15 protein-coding genes are annotated in these 18,948 nt (G+C 41.9%); 4 read left to right on the top strand and 11 right to left on the bottom strand.

Annotated elements, in window-relative coordinates; all coding sequences use genetic code 11:
• Nucleotides 1-556 precede the first annotated feature (556 nt).
• From Q0064_RS10715 to Q0064_RS10705, 3 genes are all read right to left on the bottom strand, one after another.
• A complete protein-coding gene (locus tag Q0064_RS10715) occupies nucleotides 557-1,912 on the bottom strand; it encodes a PQQ-dependent sugar dehydrogenase (RefSeq protein WP_298148228.1) in 1,356 nt (451 codons plus the stop codon).
• Nucleotides 1,913-2,007: 95 nt separating this feature from the next.
• Nucleotides 2,008-2,652, bottom strand: a complete 645-nt coding sequence (locus Q0064_RS10710) for a metal-dependent transcriptional regulator (RefSeq protein WP_298148227.1) — start codon at nucleotides 2,650-2,652, stop codon at nucleotides 2,008-2,010.
• A 3-nt stretch (nucleotides 2,653-2,655) separates the two neighbouring features.
• Entirely contained in the window at nucleotides 2,656-4,527 is a 1,872-nt protein-coding gene (locus tag Q0064_RS10705; RefSeq protein WP_298148225.1) for an Nramp family divalent metal transporter, read from the bottom strand.
• 79 nt (nucleotides 4,528-4,606) lie between these two features.
• Between Q0064_RS10705 and Q0064_RS10700 the strand changes: the two genes are divergently transcribed.
• The 3 genes from Q0064_RS10700 to Q0064_RS10690 all read left to right on the top strand — a co-directional run bounded on the left by Q0064_RS10700 (nucleotide 4,607) and on the right by Q0064_RS10690 (nucleotide 8,489).
• Nucleotides 4,607-6,832: a TonB-dependent receptor plug domain-containing protein gene (locus tag Q0064_RS10700; protein ID WP_298148223.1), complete on the top strand. Its 2,226-nt coding sequence runs from the start codon at nucleotides 4,607-4,609 to the stop codon at nucleotides 6,830-6,832.
• The gene (locus tag Q0064_RS10695) at nucleotides 6,832-8,001 is read left to right on the top strand and encodes a lycopene cyclase family protein (protein WP_298148221.1); all 1,170 of its coding nucleotides are present in this window, start codon (nucleotides 6,832-6,834) and stop codon (nucleotides 7,999-8,001) included. Before Q0064_RS10700 ends, Q0064_RS10695 begins: the two co-directional genes overlap by 1 nt.
• A 77-nt stretch (nucleotides 8,002-8,078) precedes the next feature.
• Nucleotides 8,079-8,489, top strand: coding sequence for a BrxA/BrxB family bacilliredoxin (locus Q0064_RS10690; RefSeq protein ID WP_298148219.1), 411 nt, complete (start codon nucleotides 8,079-8,081; stop codon nucleotides 8,487-8,489).
• A gap of 325 nt (nucleotides 8,490-8,814) precedes the next feature.
• Here Q0064_RS10690 and Q0064_RS10685 read toward each other — a convergent pair whose 3' ends face one another.
• The 8 genes from Q0064_RS10685 to Q0064_RS10650 form a co-directional block, all read right to left on the bottom strand.
• A complete protein-coding gene (locus Q0064_RS10685; protein ID WP_298148217.1) occupies nucleotides 8,815-8,991 on the bottom strand; it encodes a hypothetical protein in 177 nt (58 codons plus the stop codon).
• A 64-nt stretch (nucleotides 8,992-9,055) separates the two neighbouring features.
• Nucleotides 9,056-9,574 (bottom strand): ferritin, encoded by a 519-nt coding sequence (locus tag Q0064_RS10680; protein WP_298148215.1) that lies wholly within the window; start codon nucleotides 9,572-9,574, stop codon nucleotides 9,056-9,058.
• A 40-nt stretch (nucleotides 9,575-9,614) separates the two neighbouring features.
• A complete protein-coding gene (locus tag Q0064_RS10675) occupies nucleotides 9,615-10,967 on the bottom strand; it encodes a hypothetical protein (RefSeq protein ID WP_298148214.1) in 1,353 nt (450 codons plus the stop codon).
• Nucleotides 10,964-11,593, bottom strand: coding sequence for a CatA-like O-acetyltransferase (locus Q0064_RS10670; protein WP_298148212.1), 630 nt, complete (start codon nucleotides 11,591-11,593; stop codon nucleotides 10,964-10,966). The genes Q0064_RS10675 and Q0064_RS10670 overlap by 4 nt, the downstream gene beginning before the upstream one ends.
• Nucleotides 11,577-12,290, bottom strand: a complete 714-nt coding sequence (locus tag Q0064_RS10665) for an HAD family hydrolase (RefSeq protein WP_298148210.1) — start codon at nucleotides 12,288-12,290, stop codon at nucleotides 11,577-11,579. The genes Q0064_RS10670 and Q0064_RS10665 overlap by 17 nt, the downstream gene beginning before the upstream one ends.
• A gap of 2 nt (nucleotides 12,291-12,292) precedes the next feature.
• Nucleotides 12,293-14,338 carry a methionine--tRNA ligase gene (gene metG, locus Q0064_RS10660; protein WP_298148208.1) on the bottom strand — a complete coding sequence of 682 codons (2,046 nt, stop codon included), beginning with the start codon at nucleotides 14,336-14,338 and terminating at the stop codon, nucleotides 12,293-12,295.
• Nucleotides 14,339-14,567: 229 nt separating this feature from the next.
• Entirely contained in the window at nucleotides 14,568-15,866 is a 1,299-nt protein-coding gene (locus tag Q0064_RS10655; protein WP_298148206.1) for an OmpA family protein, read from the bottom strand.
• Between the two features lie 273 nt (nucleotides 15,867-16,139).
• A complete protein-coding gene (locus tag Q0064_RS10650) occupies nucleotides 16,140-17,945 on the bottom strand; it encodes a lysophospholipid acyltransferase family protein (protein ID WP_298148204.1) in 1,806 nt (601 codons plus the stop codon).
• 223 nt (nucleotides 17,946-18,168) lie between these two features.
• Between Q0064_RS10650 and Q0064_RS10645 the strand changes: the two genes are divergently transcribed.
• Nucleotides 18,169-18,933 carry an exodeoxyribonuclease III gene (locus Q0064_RS10645; RefSeq protein ID WP_298148202.1) on the top strand — a complete coding sequence of 255 codons (765 nt, stop codon included), beginning with the start codon at nucleotides 18,169-18,171 and terminating at the stop codon, nucleotides 18,931-18,933.
• The last annotated feature ends 15 nt before the right edge of the window (nucleotides 18,934-18,948 follow it).

The following is an 18,948-nucleotide window of genomic DNA, read 5'->3' as shown; positions in this document are numbered from 1 at the left end:
TTATTCGCTGCATTGATTGCCTATAATTTCAACGACAAAAAACCTTCCCTAAAGATGAACTTCGTTGACACAAAACAACTGTATTTACCATTGTAGTTATATCGAACTCACGTTATTTAGTATTAAGATTTAAGTATTAAGACTTCGATGAATTCACCATTTAACGTGTCGTTTTGCCCAACCGAACCCACGTATCGTAGGAGCCTGAGCGTGTCGAAGACTAATGGAGATTTTGTATTAAGATTTGAGTATTAAGACTTCGTTACGTTCGCTACTATACGTATCGTTTTGCCCAACCGAACCCGCGTATCGTCGGAGCCTGAGCTTGTCGAAGGCCAATCTCCCAATCTTTAAATCTTTAAATCTTTCAATCTCGAAATCTTTTAACTTGCCTAGCTTTCCCGCGCGAACGGGTGGAGTGGCATCCTTTTGGGCGTTACGAATTTCCACTAAAGTTTAGCCCAAAAGATACAGCGGAACACGTGACGGCGGTAAATAAATTGGGCGCAGCGACGAATTGTTTCGCCGGCGCGCCCAAATAATAAGCAGTATGTTTTTACTTCTTGCTAAACTTCACGGTCGATTCTTGGCCGCTAGCTAAAGTAAGCTGTGCCACATAATAACCTGCCGACCAGCTCGATACGGAAACCAACTGATTTTTTTGATAACTACCTTCGAACAGGAGTTTTCCATTCAAGTCGAATACTTTTAACTGTGCTGGAAAAGCTTGGTCGTTGGCATCGATTTGCAGAAAATCGGATGTCGGATTTGGAAGTATTTTAACATCGATAGCTTTATTTTCTTCGATGCTCAAAGCGCTGTCGATTACTCTAAAAATGGTTCCGCCGCCTGCAACGTAGAGGTTTTTATTAAGGTCTTCGCCAAAAGTAGTGTAGTAGTTTTCGTTGCCTGTTGTTCGCCAAGTAAGCGTTCCGTTTGCGTCGATGGTACCAATGCGCCCCGAACAATAGTCGGTGAAAAAATACAAACCTACAAAACTCGGATACTGCGTACCGCGATACACGTAGCCGCCCGTAATTGAGCATTCGTTGGTGTTGTTTGTTGACGGATAAACAGCCTCGGGAAAGGTGAGTGCACTTTGCGCAACGCAGCCACTGGTGTTGTATGCACTGTTTCCTTCGTAGCAACGCCAGCCGTAATTGAGACCGGCAACTGAGTACAACTCTTTATTGATTTCTTCGATGTTTTGCTGCCCAACGTCGGCAATCCATAAGTTACCGGTTTCGTAATCAAAGCAAAATTTCCAAGGGTTTCGCAAACCTGTAGCATAAATTTCGTCGCTGCCTGCAACACCCACAAACGGATTGTCGGACGGAATGGTGTAGGGAAGTGTGTCGACATTTATGCGCAGCATTTTACCGAGCAGCGAGTTGATGTTTTGGGCGTAATTACTCGGATCGCCGCCGCTACCGCCATCGCCCATGCCAATGTACAACATACCGTCTGGACCGAATTTTAAGGTACCGCCGTTGTGATTGCTAAATGGTTGGTCGATAGTGAGTACGATCTCGGCAGAGTTTGATAATGCTTGGTTTGGGTTATTCGGATTTACGGTGTACCGCGCAATAACGGTATCGCCCGAAGTGTTGGTGTAGTTGAGGAAGAAGTAGCCGTTAGTTGCATAATTTGGATGGAAAGCAATTCCTAGCAAACCACGTTCTCCACCAGTGGAAATTAGTGAAGCGATATTTAGGAAGTTTCCCGAAATGGCTGTTCCGTTGCTGTTTAATACACGGATGATTCCATTTTGTTGCACCACGAACAAACGGTCATCGCCGCAGTTGGCAATATCAACAATCGAGTTTAAGCCCGTTGCGAACTGCTGTACGCTCACGGTTTGTGCTTGAATTGTTGTTGCAAATACAAGTAAAAGAAGGTAAAGTTTTCGCATAGAATTGTTCTTTTTAGCGCATAAAGGTACAATTGAATGCCTCAATTTCAGAAAGTTTGATAGAATTTTAAGAAATTTAGCTTGCGAATCTTTAATTAGTCGAGCAGTAGTTGTCGGGCGATTTTTTGAGAAACGGATTTCTGACTTCCGTTTACGTCGAGCACCATCGATTCGTCGAAGGCTTCTTTTTCGAGAACTTGAATGCGACTTCCGAGTGTGAGTTGTTGTTTGTCGAGGTATTGAAGGAATGCCGCGGAGGAATCTTTTACGCCTACTAAATGTCCGCCGTCGCCTTCGGGTAGATCTGCCAAGACGCGTTGTTTGGTAAGCGTCATTTTTCCGGTTCGATCGGGTATGGCATCGCCGTGTGGATCGACAACCGGATTTCCGAGAAAATCGTCGAGTTTATTGATGAGTTCTTCGGATTGGATGTGTTCGAGTTGTTCGGCAATTTCGTGTACTTCATCCCAAGCAAACGCTAATTTATCGACTAAGAAAACTTCCCATAAACGGTGTTTTCTTACAATCATTCGTGCAGCATGAATGCCGGTTTCGCTTAAAGTTACGCCCTGATATTTTTTGTAAGCCACAAGTCCTTTTTCCGACAGTTTTTTAATCATATCGGTTGCCGACGATGCTTTGGTTTGCATTTTGTCGGCGATTGCATTTGTGGAAATCACCTGTAAATCGGCACTGAGGTGATAGATGACTTTCAAATAGTTTTCTTCGGAGAGCGTCATACATTAAGCGTTTACAATAAACAACGGAATTTTTAAACGATGTCGGAGCTTGTCTATTGTGGTTCCGAAAAGTAAATCTTTAAAGCCCGCATGTCCGTGCGTTCCCATAACAAGTAAGTCGAATTCGTGCTTGGCTACAAGTTCCGATAGCGCCAGATGAGGTTTTCCGTAACCTAAAAGCACATCGACGGTAATGTCTTTCTGTGCGAGTAATTTTTTGTAGTCGTCGAGTAGTTTTTTGTCGGCAGCCGATTCATGATCGGCAGTTTCCGAGCCGTACATCAACGCACCCACGGTTTCAACAACGTGAATTAAGGTGAAATGGGCGTTAGTTCCGGCTATTTTTAAGGCATGATTAATTGCAGCTTCATCGGATTTACTGAAATCGACAGCAATAGCCACTTTGTTTCGTGCCGCAATAGCAGCCGATTCAAACGTCAAATCCTGTAAGTGGGGAAGGTGTTTGTTTGTGGTTCGCGGACTTCGATACACCAACGGTCGAATGGCGATGTACAGCAGCAATAATAGAAATCCGGCTGCAAGCGGTACCACGGTAAGGTAGAGCCATGTCGGGTCGGTTGCACCTTGAATCCAAAGAGATATTTCTTCGAAAACTAGTTTTACGTTTAGCGAAACAATGATGATGGCGATAACCCAAGCGGCTATTCGCGTAGGTTTTGAAATCACAAATTCTTGCATCTTGGTGCGATCGCTCACGAAATGGATGAGCGGAATTATGGCGAATCCGAGCTGTAAACTCAAAACTACTTGGCTGAATATGAGCATTTTTCCCGTAACTTCTTCGCCAAAAACACTGATAACAATAAGCGCTGGAACGATGGCAATAAGTCTGGTGATGATTCTTCGCACCCAGGGCTGAATACGTAAGTTGAGATATCCTTCCATAATGATTTGCCCCGCGAGCGTTCCAGTTATCGTTGAACTTTGTCCGGCGGCAATTAAAGCAACGGCAAAAAGTATGGGAGCCCATTCGGTGCCTAGCAACGGTTCGAGAAAGCGATAAGCATCTTGAATTTCAGCTACTTCGAAATAACCATTTTTGTAGAAGGTGGTTGCTGCTAAGATTAGAATTGCCGCGTTTACAAAAAATGCGAGATTGAGCGCAATCGCCGAATCGATAAAGTTGTATTTCAACGCACGTTTGATGCCTTCTGAACTGCGATCGAATTTTCGAGTTTGCACCAAAGACGAGTGTAGGTATAAATTATGAGGCATAACCGTTGCACCGATGATTCCGATAGCAATATACAAGGCAGTTTCGTTCGGAATTCCTGGAATCAATCCGCGAATTACTTGACTAACGTCGGGTGCAGCAAAAATCATCTCGAATAAAAACGATAAGCCAATGATTCCCACCAAAGCAATAATAAAAGCTTCCATTTTTCGGATTCCTTTATGTATCAGGAAAAGCAGCAAAAACGTGTCGAGAACAGTAATAATCACGCCTTCGAATAAAGGTATACCAAATAGCAAATTTAAGCCGATAGCCATGCCTAAAACTTCTGCTAAATCGCAGGCTGCAATAGCTACTTCGGCGAGAAAATACAAAACGTAGTTTACAGGTTTCGAATAGGTTTCGCGAGAAGCTTGGGCTAAATCGCGTCGGGTTACAATGCCCAAACGAGCGCTTAAACTTTGTAACAATAAAGCCATGATGTTGCTCATCAGTAAAACCCACAGCAGCGAGTACCCAAATTGGCTGCCCCCAGCAATGTCGGTGGCCCAATTACCTGGATCCATATATCCAACACTAATCAGATACGCCGGACCGAAAAAAGCTAAAATACGCCGGTAAAAATTTCCGGTGGTTCGGGTTTGAACCGACTCGTGAACTTCCTCTAAAGATTTCGACATAAACTTCACTATTCTAAACAAATATATAAATAATTTGACAAATGGAAATCTATTTTTAGATTTGTCTAAAAATATTTTTATGAAGAATAAAATCGCGTTGCTGTTTTTGTTGGTATCCGCAGTTGTTTTCGGGCAACAGTACCGTGGCGTGGTTTATATGGATTCGGTTTTGCAAGGTGGAGTTGAAATTTATGTCGATTCGGTATTTGTTGCAATGTCCGACGCGAACGGTAATTTTGATTTCAGTTCTTCAGCAACGGCATTTCAATTTACGTACAAGTCTTTGCGAGAAACGATTTTTTTAGATCCAACCATTTTCAATGAAGTGCGACTAACTTCGGCTCAAGGGGAGAATTTGAATGAAGTTGTGGTTACCGGAACTTTGTCGCCCGTAAGCAGAATGAAGAGTCCGGTTCCGGTTGAGGTTTATCGAGGCGCTTTTTTGAAACAGAGTCCGAATGCCAATTTATTTGAAGGTTTGCAACAAGTAAACGGCATTCGACCGCAAGTTAACTGTGCAGTTTGCAATACGGGCGATATCAGAATTAACGGATTACCGGGCCCGTATACACAAATTCTCATCGACGGTATGCCCATTGTTAGTGCGCTGGGAACGGTGTATGGACTGATGGGCATTCCCGCTGCAATGATTGATCGTATTGAAGTAGTTCGCGGTCCGGCAGCAGCCTTATACGGTAGTGAATCGATGGGAGGTTTAATTAACGTAATTACGAAAGATCCGCAAAATTCGCCGCGGTTTAGTTTTGATAATTTCTCGACAACTTACGGCGAACACAATTTAGATTTAGGATATCGGATTAGGGCTGGAAAAAAAGGTTCTGTATTATTTGGCACAAACGCATTTTACTACAACGAGCCCGTGGATAAGAACAACGACAATTTTACCGATTTGAGTTTACAGCAGCGCATTAGTTTGTTTTCTAAAGCACAGTTTTCTTTTTCCGATCGCAGTAAGCTGGAGTTTGCCGGCAGGTATTTGTATGAAGATCGGTGGGGTGGTGATATGCGTTGGAATGAATCGTTTCGCGGAGGCGATGTGATTTATGGAGAGTCGATTTACACGTCGCGTCTTGAACTTTTTGGCGGGTATAAATCGGATTTTCTAAAAGGTAGCGACCTCCGATTTTCGTACACATCACACCATCAGAATTCGGTTTATGGTTCGGTTTTTTACCTCGCCGATCAGCAAATTGCGTTTACACAACTTACCAAAGAATTTGTTGTAAAAAAGCATTCCTTGCTATTTGGAGCTGCCTATCGTTATCAGCGATACAACGACAACACTACAGTTACCCCAACTGCCGACATTATGCACATTCCGTCGGTTTTTGTGCAAGATTTAATTCAGTTCGACGATAAGAATTCGCTTTTGCTTGGCGCGAGAACCGATTACAACAGCGCTCACGGTTTGATCTTCACACCGCGAGTTGCGTACAAATTTGAACTGCCTGCAAATCAGATTGTGCGTTTGAATGCAGGAAAAGGTTTTCGTGTAGTCAATTTGTTTTCAGAAGATCACGCAGCATTAACGGGTGCTCGGGAAGTACTTATTTTGGAAGATTTAAAACCAGAATCGTCGTGGAATGCGACGCTCAATTACAGCAAGAAATTTTACCTCAGTTCCGGACATTTGCTTTCCGCAGAAGCCAACACCTGGTACACCTATTTCACTAACGCGATCATTGCCGATTACGACACCAATCCCAATCAGGTTATTTACAAAAACTTAAACGGCTTTTCGCGAACAGCTGGTGTTAATCTGACTTTCGATGCGATATTTCCGAATAAAACACGCGTGAATCTTGGAGCTACTTTTATGGATGTTAAGAATCGGCAAGACGGTGTCACTCGAACGCCTGTGCTTACCGAATCGTGGTCGGGCGTAGCAACGGTTAGTTTTCCGGTGACATCAAAACTAAACCTAGACTACACAGCAACGCTTGTTGGCCCGATGCGTTTGCCGTTACTTGGCCCACTCGATCCGCGGCCTGAATATTCGCCGGTTTACTCGCTACAGAACATTCAATTGGCGTTTACCTTCGCGAAGCACTTTACCGTGATTGGCGGCGTAAAAAACATGTTCGATTTCCGACCGGATAAACACACGCCTTTTTTAATTGCTCGTGCCAATGATCCGTTCGATACGAACGTACAAACCGATCCGCAAGGAAATATTTTGCCAACACCCGATAATCCGTACGCGCTTTCGTTCGATCCTTCTTACATTTATGCTCAAAATCAAGGCCGTCGGTTTTTTGTCGGTATGCGCTATATTCTCGATTGATGGAAACAGTTAGTTATTACGATTATATCTTTATCGGCGGCGGTTTATCGACTTTACTCACCGTCGACGAAATGCTCAAGTCTAAACGGTTTGATCAGCAACGAATCTTAATACTGGAAGCCGTTTCCAAAAATTCGAACGATCGGACCTGGAGTTTCTGGGAAAGTGGAAAAGGCAAGTTTGACAAAATTGCGGCTCAGTATTGGGATCATGCCATTTTCGCTGCCGCAGATTTTAAAACTACCGTAGCGCTGCATCCGTATAAATACAAAACGGTTGAGTCGGCAGCTTTTTACACTTCGCTCAAGCAGAAGTTCGAGAAATCGGGAATAGTAACTTATAAACTCGAACGATACGAAAACCATAACGAGTCGGCATATGGGGTAGTTGTGCGAACGGAAACCTCAGTTTACAATTGCAAAAAGTTGTTTGTTTCGGTTTTTCACAATGAGGAAACAGCGCACCAAACCAAATACCCGATGCTCTGGCAGCATTTTATTGGTTGGAAGATTCGAACGAAAGACCCGTTAATCGATCCGAACGCGCTCACGTTTATGGATTTCGATTTACCGCAAGACGGAAATACACGTTTTATGTACGTCTTGCCTTTTTCGAACACCGAAGCACTTTTTGAATTTACGTACTTCTCTCCGGAAATTGTTGCTGATCATGTTTACACCGATGCGATAAAAGCGTATTTGAATCAGCGACGTATTTTTGATTACGAGGTTTACGAAACGGAGCAAGGAGCCATTCCGATGAGTTGTTATCCGTTTTGGAATAAAAATTCAAAACACGTGGCCTACATTGGATCGGCGGGTGGTTGGACCAAAGCGAGTACTGGATTTACTTTTAGCTCGTCTCGAAAGAAGGCGAAATCGCTTGTAGGGAACTTGCACAGTAACTTCGATTTTCGAAAGCTCCGCTATTTTAACCGATTTTGGTTTTATGATTTGCTTTTTGTGGATGTTCTTTACCGCAATAACGAATTGGGAAGCGCGGTGTTTGCATCGCTTTTTAAAAAGTTGCCTGCGGCTCTGATTTTGAAATTTTTGGATGAAGAAACGCGTTTTACGGAAGAATTGCGCATTTTTTGGGCATGTCCGAAGCTGCCCTTTGTTGCCGCTTTGTTGCGCCGAATGGTCGGACTATCGCCAAGACCGCTGTAACCATAAGAAAAGTTTATGATTGTAGAGTTTTTAATCCGCTTGTTTAGCGGTAAATTTGCAGTCTAAAAACAAGTACTATGTATCCTGAAGAAATGGTTTTACCTATGCGAAAAGAGCTGGCCGACGCTGGTTTTCGCGAATTATATACCGCAGATGAAGTAAATAGCGCTCTTGCTGCTCCGGGAACTACTTTGGTAGTAGTTAATTCGGTTTGTGGTTGCGCGGCTCGTAATGCACGTCCGGGCGCAAAGCACAGCCTTGGTGCTGCTAAAAAGCCCGACCAGTTGGTTACTGTTTTCGCTGGTGTTGATCGTGAGGCAGTAGATGCGGCACGCCAGCACATGTTTCCGTTCCCACCTTCGTCGCCGAGCATCGCTTTGTTTAAAGACGGAGAGTTGGTTCACATGTTAGAACGTCATCATATTGAAGGCAGACCGGCAGAGATGATTGCCGAGAACTTGCAAGACGCGTATACGCAATTTTGCTAAGAACAACTCCGATTTGAGAAACCCCAATGAGCCAATGCTGTCTTGTTGGGGTTTTTTGTTTTAAGTTCTGTAGATTTCAAAACGTTCGTGGCGAATTTTTAGGTTTTGAAAATTGTCGTTTCGCCTAGCACTTAGGCCGGTAACGATTTTTCGCGTTAAGGATGGCAGGAGAAAGCCTTTTTTGTGGTGGCGCTTATGCCACAACCTCGATAGATATCGGGGGGAGCGAACAGCCTGACGGCGGCCGTACGGATATTGCGTTTGCGAAGCGTGACGAATTTAGCCGCCGGAACCCCCAAAAAAAAATCTGCCTCGAAGGACAGATTTATGCGATTTTCTTCAATAAATCGAACATCGGACATCGTTTGCAACGCTTGTCTTTACCTTTTTTGTATTTCTCGCAACAAGAAGCTTTGCAATTCGAGGCAATTTTCAATTTCTTGACCAATTCTTTTTGCTTCTTCTTTTTGTCGGTTTTCTTTTCCGCTTCCTTCTTGCTCATCTGCAAACATTTGAGCAAAAATAAAACTTATTTTAATACATTCTAAATAAATTTAAGCAAAGAATTAATTTGCGCCAGGCAGAATTTGGCTTGTTACGGTAATTTGTTGGATGTCGCGATCAAACAAGTACAAGCCGCCTTTATCATCGCCGATTAAGTTGATTTTATCGAGTATGGTTTTTGCTTGTGCTTCTTCTTCAATTTGTTCGGCAACGTACCATTGTAAAAAGTTATGTGTTGCGTAATCTTTTTCGCTTAGCGTGATGTGCACCAGCTCGTTAATAGATTGCGACACGAAAAGTTCGTGTTTATATAATTCGCTAAAAAGTTGCTGAAATGTATTAAAGGTGGTTTTTGGGGCATTGAGTTCGGTGATGTGTGCGTGCCCACCGCGTTCGTTTACAAACTTGATGAGTTTCAACATGTGTACACGCTCTTCATCAGATTGCGTATACATAAAGCGTGCAACACCTTCTAAACCTTGAATTTCTGCCCAACATGCCATCGACAAGTAAATCTGCGAGCTTTCTGCTTCGATACGAATTTGGTTATTGAGTGCCTGTTCAACCGATTTTGATAACATAATATTTTTTTTAGTAAAGTTAGCAAGAATACGCGTTTGCTTAGTCGCGATCTTGAAATTTAGACACATTCAACGTTTGATCTGCGGGGATAAAAGCTGCTTGAATGTATATATTTCGAAATTTGGCGATTGCGCTTATTTCTACCTTGTTTTCTGTATTGAATTGAAGTATTTCGTCGATGGCAGGAATGCAGCGTTTATATTTTTTTGGTTGCAAAAAGACATCGGTTGCTAATTCGGAAATGAACAGTATACTGTTTTCGTAGAAGTCGGCACCCGTGTCGAATTCTGTTACTGCGGCTGCAGCGGAAAGTATAATTCCTCCGGCGGATATAGACGAGTCGACACCACCTATAGTAATTAACTTTCCGTGTAAGGATTCGTAAACACTAATTCCTAATTGCGATTGCGAAAGTCTTCTTAAAAACCTCTTAGCTTGGTATTCTGGTCGTGGATTTCCTTCATTTCGCTGTTCATAAAGCATGAAATCGGAATTCTTCGCTTCTGTTTTTGCCTCAATTTGAAAGCGTTTTATTTGCTTTTTCGTTTGAAGATCGGTTACAATTAAAACTAAACTATCTTTATTTACCGAGGTTTCAAATAGTTCTTTTTTTCCTAGAAAAGCAGCGTAGTTTGCAGGCTCTTGTATTTTCGAATCAAAGCTTTCCACTCGAGCACTGTATTCATTGAAGTCGATTTCCTGAATGCTTGCTTTGCCGTTTCTAGTTCGAAGAAAACGAGCTTTTCCTGATTTGAAGAAACACTTGTCGGCAGGAATAGTTTCCATAAAAGGAGTAAACTGATCGTTTATTTCAGCGAAATCTCCTTTACGAAGGAAGTCTGTAAAAAGTTCTTTCCCGTTAAAATTGTCGAAGACAGCTGTGTTGAGCAGTTTTTTTGTTAGGTTATTTCCTTGTAAGGTGTAAACAAAGCAAGATTTACTTTTTTTGTTTACTACTAAAAAATGCATTCGATCGCCATCTTGAAATCGTACAAGGCTTATTTCGTCTTCATCAAATAGTTTATTTGAGCCCATACGATACGTTTCGAAATTTGTATCGGTTTTTACAGTCAGAACTCGATTTTCTGTTTCGTTTATAGCGTGTATGAAAACGCTATCGTTCTCAAAAGTCATCACCATGTCCTTCTGAAAAGTTTCATTCACGCGATAACTTACCGAATCTCTGAGAAATAGGGCGGAGTTGTATCGCAACACCTTTAAACGACCTTGGTTATTGGCTAAAACGTATAAATTCTTTTGTTCACTATCGGCAAATAGTGCAACTTTTGCATTTTGAGTGCGCTTGCTCCAATTTATTGGTAAGGCATCTATTTGCTGGGCAGAAGTTGAAAGGGCTGTAAATAATAGAAATACTCGTAAAAGAAATTTCATAGTTCATTTAGATTTTTCTGAAATGCAACAAAAAAATGCTCTACATCACGGCCGTCGGCAAGCGCGTGATGAACGTGAACAGCAACGGGCATCGCAATTTCATTGTCTGTCCTCTCAAATTTACCAAACGTAATCTTCGGACAACTATCCGAAATGCTAAATTTTCGGGCGTGCGACAGCGCCGTAAAGTGCAAGTTTGGAAACGTTGACACATGTATCAAATTTGCTTCGTCAAATGTGCGTGTAAACAAACCGGAAGTGTTTTGTACGCGAACGATTTCCTGCTTTGCAGCGGCTGTAAATGTTAAAAAATCGGGATTAAATGGGATATAACTAAATCCAAACGTGCCATCAGGTCGCAAAATAGTTGCCGATGCGTGGCTATAGGGATATCGATATACTTCGGAATCTTCGATACGCAGGTTCAGCGCCGGAACTTCAGAAACCGCTTTCAAACAACAATACAAATAGGTACAAAACAAACTCTGATTTTGTTCTTTCGCGAATCGAAGAGCATTCTGTATGTCGACTACAGCGGTGACGCCAAAAAATGGCTCTTCAAAGGTTTTAAAAAAGTGAAAGTGCGCTTTACGATTCCAATTTTCGAGATCAATTTGTTGTTTCATCGCTGAATAAGGCGGTTACTTCATGGATATTCTCGCAGGTTGTAAAACGTTCGTGAACTACTTGATGGTCGATTTTCTCGTGCGCCCAGGTAGTATGAAACGGAATATGTACGGCATATCCGCCAACTTCAATTACGGGAAGTACATCTGATTTTAGTGAATTTCCGATCATTAGAAAATCATCTGCACTAATTTCGAGACGATTTAATAGTTTTCTGTAATCACTCGCTTGTTTGTCAGACATGACCTCTATATGGTGGAAATAATGTCCAAGACCGCTCTTATGTAATTTCCGATGCTGGTCTAATAAATCGCCTTTAGTTGCGACAACGAGTTTGTATCTGCCCGAAAATGCCTTTAAAACATCGGGCACTCCGTCGAGTATTTCGATAGGTTTCTCGATTAATTCTTTACCAAGAGCAAGTATACGCGCGGTGACTTCATTGCTAATCGTATTGTTGGAAATCAACAAAGCGGCTTCGATCATCGACAAGATATAGCCTTTAATTCCGTATCCGTAGTATTTTAAATTGTCGATTTCTGTTTTGAAAAGTTCGGCTGAAAGCTGATGACGCGATAAATACGGCGCCATAAGTTCGCAGAAATGTGTTTCCACTTCTTGAAAATACGGCTCATTGACCCACAGGGTGTCGTCGGCATCAAAAGCTATGACCTTAATGTTGCTTGGGATTTTCATATTTAAGAAATAGTACTGCCGTTAGGGACAGCGTTTTCAGGAACCATAAAATGTAATTTTCCTTCCGCATCGGAGCTAAGCAAAAGCATTCCTTGGCTTTCTACGCCGCGAATGGCTCTTGGAGCTAAGTTCGCTAACACCATTACTTGTTTTCCCACTATAGCTTCAGGTTCGAAGTGTTCTGCAATTCCAGAAACGATTGTTCTTACATCTAAGCCTGTATCTACTTGTAAGACAAGCAGTTTTTTTGCTTTTGGCATTTTTTCAGCGGCTAAGATGGTCCCTACTCTAAGGTCCATTTCTGAGAATTTCTCGAAAGTAGTTTCGGGTTTTAGTTCGGCTACTTCTGCAGCAGCGGCATCCGAAACTTTGCTCGCATCCAATTTTTCCATTTGTCTTTCGATTTGTGCGTCGTCTATTTGCTCGAACAAAATCGCCGCCGCATTGATTTGGTGACCGGGTTCTAAAAGCACATCGCTCTTAAGGAAATTCCAATCTTTCTGACCGAGTTGCAGCATGTCATTTAATTTTTGTGCAGCATGCGGCAAGAACGGCTCAGCTAGAACGGCAAGCGCACTGGCCACTTGTAATGCCACAAATAGCTGCGTTTTGACGCGCTCTGGGTCTGTTTTTACGGCCTTCCACGGTTCTTGGTCGGCGAGATATTTGTTTCCTAATCGCGCTACATTCATCATTTCTTGCGAGGCCTCGCGAAACCTGTAGCGTTCAATTGTGCTGGCGATTACATCCGGATATGCTTTCAGTTCCTCCAAGACCGCGAGATCTTCGGTTGTAAATGCGTTTGGCGTTGGAACCAGCCCGTTGTAGTATTTATGGGTTAAAACCACGACACGATTTATGAAATTGCCAAAAATGGCAGCCAATTCGTTGTTGTTTCGCGCTTGAAAATCCTTCCACGTAAAGTCGTTATCCTTCGTTTCTGGAGCTGCAGCGGTAAGTGCGTAACGCAACGAGTCTTGCTTTCCTGGAAAATCTTCCAAATATTCATGTAACCAAACGGCCCAGTTTTTCGAGGTAGATAGCTTCTGACCTTCTAAATTCAAAAACTCATTTGCAGGTACGTTATCGGGTAAAATATAGCTTCCTTCTGCCTTGAGCATGGCTGGAAATATAACGCAGTGGAAAACGATGTTATCTTTTCCGATGAAATGAACCAACTTCGTATCTTGATCTTTCCAATACGGTTCCCAATTTTTGCCGTTCAGCTGTGCCCATTCTTTGGTTGCCGAAATGTAACCGATAGGTGCGTCAAACCAAACGTAAAGTTTTTTTCCAGTCGCTCCTTCAACCGGAACGTCTATTCCCCAATCTAGATCTCGTGTTACGGCTCTTGGTTTTAGTCCGTCGTCAATCCATGATTTTACCTGACCGAGTACGTTGGTTTTCCAATCTTTGGCATGTCCTTTTAAGATCCATTCCTTTAGAAAATCGCTGTATTCGTTCAAAGGCAAAAACCAGTGTTTCGTTTGCTTGAGCACAGGTGTAGCACCGCTGATCGTCGATTTTGGGTTTATTAAATCGGTCGGACTTAATGTCGAACCGCATTTTTCGCATTGGTCGCCATACGCTTCTTCATTTCCGCATTTCGGACAGGTTCCGATCACGAACCGATCTGCTAAAAACTGGTTTGCTTCAGGATCGAACAATTGTTCGGTTGTTTCTTCTTCGAACTTTCCCGCCTCGTACAATTTCTTAAAAAAGTCGGATGCTGTTTGGTGGTGAATATTTGCCGATGTTCGTGAATAATGATCGAATGAAATACCAAAATCTTCGAAAGATTTCTTGATGATGTGGTGGTATTTATCGATTACTTGCTGCGGTGTGATGCCTTCTTTACGAGCTTTCATAGAGATGGCAACACCGTGTTCGTCGCTTCCGCAGATATAAACGACGTCTTTATTCTGTAAGCGAAGGAAGCGAGCATAAATATCTGCGGGAACGTAAACACCTGCTAAATGGCCAATATGAATGGGACCGTTAGTATAGGGAAGTGCCGCTGTAATGGTATATCTGGCTGGATTTTGCATGGGATATAAATTGGACTGCAAAAATAAGCTAATAGCAGTATTTTACGTGAGTACGAGGAAAAATCTTTAGCTGTTACTTGGATTTTGGGGAGCTTTCGAGATTCGAGGGTTAAACTTTTTAATCCATCAAAAAACTAGGACTATTAAACCCTACATATTTCCCGAAGCTGTGAAATAAAAAAGCCGGACTGTTTCGAACAATCCGGCTTTACATATGTGATTTTGAGAATTATTTCACGCGGAAAGTAACTCTACGAACTAGTTTACGAGCTCCTTCAGAAGATTTGTCTACCGACTTATCTTCACCAGCAGGAACAACTGTCAATCTAGATGGATCAATTTTAGCTTTTACAAGAACATCTTTAACTGCGTTAGCACGAGCTGCAGAAAGTTTGTTGTTGTATTCGGTGTTTCCGATTTCATCTGCATGACCAGTTATTTCGATTTGTGCTGTAGGATTATTTCTTAAGTAAGTCAATACAAAATCAATACCTTCAGTAGATTCGTTAGTTGGAACCGATTTGTTGTATGCGAAGTACACGCACATATAACCACCGTTGAGTAAAGAACGAATCATCTCGTTGTTTGTCATGCTGTTGTTAGTGATTGCGCTACTTTTCACGTTATCACCGTATGTTTTAGACATGTAGCTTTCCAATTCGTCAGGAACTCCGTTACCGTTTTTATCAATAGCACGTCCTTTAGTGTCTACAGCAACTCCTGTTGTTGAGTTTGGTTCTGCGTCTAAATAATCCGGCACACCATCTTTATCAGCATCGCTTAGCATAGTTTCTAGGTCGCCAATTCTTTTTTGCAATTCAGCAACTTCGTCTTTTGTCTTATCGCCTTCATAATACCAATCTGCATGTGTATCATTGCTGCCTAAATAGAAAGTAAGACCGATTGATCCAGAGAAAATACCACCTCCGAAACCGCGGAATTTATTGTCTTGTGCTTCTGCGTTACCAGTGCCATCAAAGGTTCTGTTTTGCCCAACACCTGTTAAGCTTGTAAAATCTCCTGTTAATGCAATTCGGTTAGATAATTTAAGCTGTGCGGTAAGACCTACGATGAAGTGACCCATACGATCTGTGTATGATTGATCGTCTGACTTCATTTGAGAATAACCACCACCTAGGTGTGCTAAAATTCCAATTCTTTTAGTAAATTCAGGGAAACCAAATATTTTTCCAACATTGGCTACACCTTGAACGGATGTTCTATAGTAATGTGTATCGAACTCAATTAAACTTGCGTCGTTGTTTGAAAAGGTGTAATAACCTATGTCCCATTTCAAACCAAAATTGCTTGATAACATATATCGTACCCCCAAATCAGCATTCCAAGGGCTTGGAGTAGCTGCATAAGCTCCTGGCATAAAAGGGTTTGAAGGTTTATTTACGCCTCCCGCAAATTCAATAGACCAACGATTAAAACTGCTCCCCTCAGCTTTATCTTCCTTACCTTCTTGCGCAAATCCCGAAGAAACTGCTGCAATAAGCGCTATGGTTAGTAGATTTTTTTTCATAAAAAGTTTAAGTTTTAAATTTCTCCACAAACATACAACAAATTAATTCACTTGAAAATTTATTTTATGTAATCAAAAGACTTGTTTGGCTAAAATTTATCGTAGTTTTCTCAATATTTTAACATTTTAAGAGTCTAAAAATCGCGTTTTTGATAAAAATTTAAAGAAGTACGCTTGTTTCTACTTGAAATATTAGAAGTCCTAATAAACAGTCAATTACGAATTTTATTTCAAAAAATAGGAGATTTGCTCTTTTTTGCGGTAGACTACCCGTTAGTAATTGCCTTTCTCGTGAAGTTTTCGTTCCAACTCCGCCTGAAATTCTTCAATAACGGGGCGCATAGTGCTCTCGGGAATGTCGGCTATGCGAATGTACATCAATCCGTCGATCGCATTATTAAATTGTGGATCTACGTTAAACGCCACAACTTTCGCATTTTGCTTAATGTATTTCTTGATCAAAACCGGTAAACGTAAATTACCCGGCTCTAACTCATCGATGATTTTATCAAACTTATTTAAGTCAGATTCCGCTTCATCGAAAATAAAATCTTTATCCGCATCCTTAAGCTTAACCTTATATTCTTTTTTCGCGCGAACGTACTGCGCCACATACGGGTCGTAGTAATTCGATTTCATGAACTCAATCATTAACGACTTCGAAAAACTCGAAAACTGATTGCTGATGCTCACTCCTCCAATCAGATAATTGTGCTCCGGATAATGCAAGGTTGTATGTATAATTCCTTTCCAAAGCAAAAACAACGGCATCGGTTTCTGCTGGTACTCTTTAACTATAAATGCGCGTCCCATTTCAATCGACTTTCCGAGCATTTCGTTTAATTCTGATTCAAAGCGAAACAGTTCGTGCAAATAAAAACCCTCAAAACCGTACTTAGGAAAAATCTCCGAACCCAAGCCCATGCGGTATGCACCAGCAATTTGCTGCGTATCGGCATCCCACAAAAACATGTGGTAGTAATATTTATCGTACTTGTCTAAATCTGTCGATTGATTTGTCCCTTCACCAACCTCACGGAAAGTTATTTCTCGCAAACGCCCAATCTCATGTAACAAATTCGGAATCTTGTCTGCCTTGGTAAAAAAAACTTCGTAATTCTTACTTTGCAGATAGCGGCAGTTGGTTTGCCGTAGCATTTCTACTTCAGCAGCCATTTTCTCACTGCTGGCCGCCTTGGTAATTTGTTTAGGTTTTGGCGCGATTTTTAACTGTGCTGGCGCAATTCCGCTGTTTTCTTTTTCAAACGGATTTGCTAGCATATACGTTTTCTTGCGTAAAAATTCGGAGTACTCTTCTAACGATTTGTACTCATTTTGTTCCGCAACCGAAATGGGCTTGCCAATGCGAACCTTAATCACGCGATCTTTCTGCGAAAACAGCTCCGAAGGTAGTTTCGCAGTACGTAAAGTATCGCCTAACTTAGATAGCATATAGAAAAACCTACTGTTCTTCGCATGGAAATAAATCGGAACTACGGGTACTTGCGCTTTTCGGATTACCTTAATCGCTCCTTCTTCCCAGGCTTTATCTACCATTAACTTACCGTCTCTGTAGGTCGACACTTCTCCCGCTGGGAACATACCCAAAGGTTTGCCATCGCTTAAATGACGGAGCGTTTCCTTCAAACCAACCACACTCGATTTCGCGTCTTTATGATTTTCAAACGGATTAACCGGCATAATGAAAGGCTTCAGCGGCTCGATGCGGTGTAATAAAAAATTGGCTATAATTTTAAAATTCGGCTCGCGCTCTAACATGAGCTTCAACAACAAAATACCATCAACACCACCAAGCGGATGATTACTTATCGTAACGTACGCTCCTTCTTTAGGTATGCGCTTCAAATCTTCGTCGGGAATGTCGAATTTTATTTCTAACTGATCTAAAATGGCGTTCAAAAAAGCAACATCTTTTAAATGTTTGTTGCGATCGTAAATTGTATTAAGCCTGCTGATTTGCAGTGTTTTCATAAGCAACCAGCCCGAAAAAGTACCCAAAATACCGTACTTATCCGTCTTTATAGCTTTTGCAACTTCTTTGGCAGTAACCAGCCCCATTTTAGTTTCATTTGTTCCGAACAAATATAGAAAATAATGATTAGGCAGGTACTTTTATAAGCTACTTCAAACGCATATTCTGCCAACAAACTCACGATCAAGCGCTATAATTACACCTATTTTTATCTAGCAGCTTTTTTTTGAGAAGTTTAACAGGAACCCATTTAAGAATATCGTGCCGACTCATTCGAATTTAATACATTTGAAACGTTAACAGGATAAAATGAAAATAGTTTCCTACAATGTAAACGGCATTCGCGCCGCAATAACCAAAGGTTTGCTCGATTGGTTACAGCAGTCTGAAGCCGATATTGTGTGTTTCCAAGAAATAAAAGCCACCGAAGACCAAATTCCCATCGAAGCCTTACAACAAATTGGCTATAAATACTGCTATTTCTTTCCCGCTCAAAAAAAAGGCTACAGCGGCGTAGGAATTATCAGCAAACACGAACCTGTACAAGTCGTTAAAGGAACTGGAATTGCACACATGGACAACGAAGGGCGAAATATTCGTGCCGATTTCAACGGCTTTTCCGTGATGAGCCTGTATTTACCTTCGGGAACCAACACCGATCGTCTCGATCATAAGTTCGAATACATGCGTTTGTTTCAAAACTACATTAGCAATTTGCGAAACGAAATCCCGAACTTAATTATTGGCGGCGATTACAATATCTGCCATCAAGCAATCGATATTCACGATCCCATCCGAAATGCAACGGTTTCCGGATTCTTGCCCGAAGAACGTGCCTGGCTCGACGGATTTCTCAAAACAGGCTTCATCGACACCTTCCGACATTTCGTGAAAGAACCACACAACTACTCGTGGTGGAGCTACCGCGCCAACGCCCGGGTAAATAACAAAGGTTGGCGTATCGATTATTTACTCGCAACCGAGAATCTCGAAAACAAACTGCTCGGAGCACAAATTCATCCCGACGCCGTGCACAGCGACCACTGTCCCGTATCTTTACAAATCTTAAATTAATTTCCGCGAAAGCGA

It is taken from the genome of Flavobacterium sp. (assembly GCF_027490375.1).
In the GTDB taxonomy this organism is placed as follows: domain Bacteria; phylum Bacteroidota; class Bacteroidia; order Flavobacteriales; family Flavobacteriaceae; genus Flavobacterium.
This window is presented reverse-complemented; position numbering and strand designations above follow the sequence as displayed.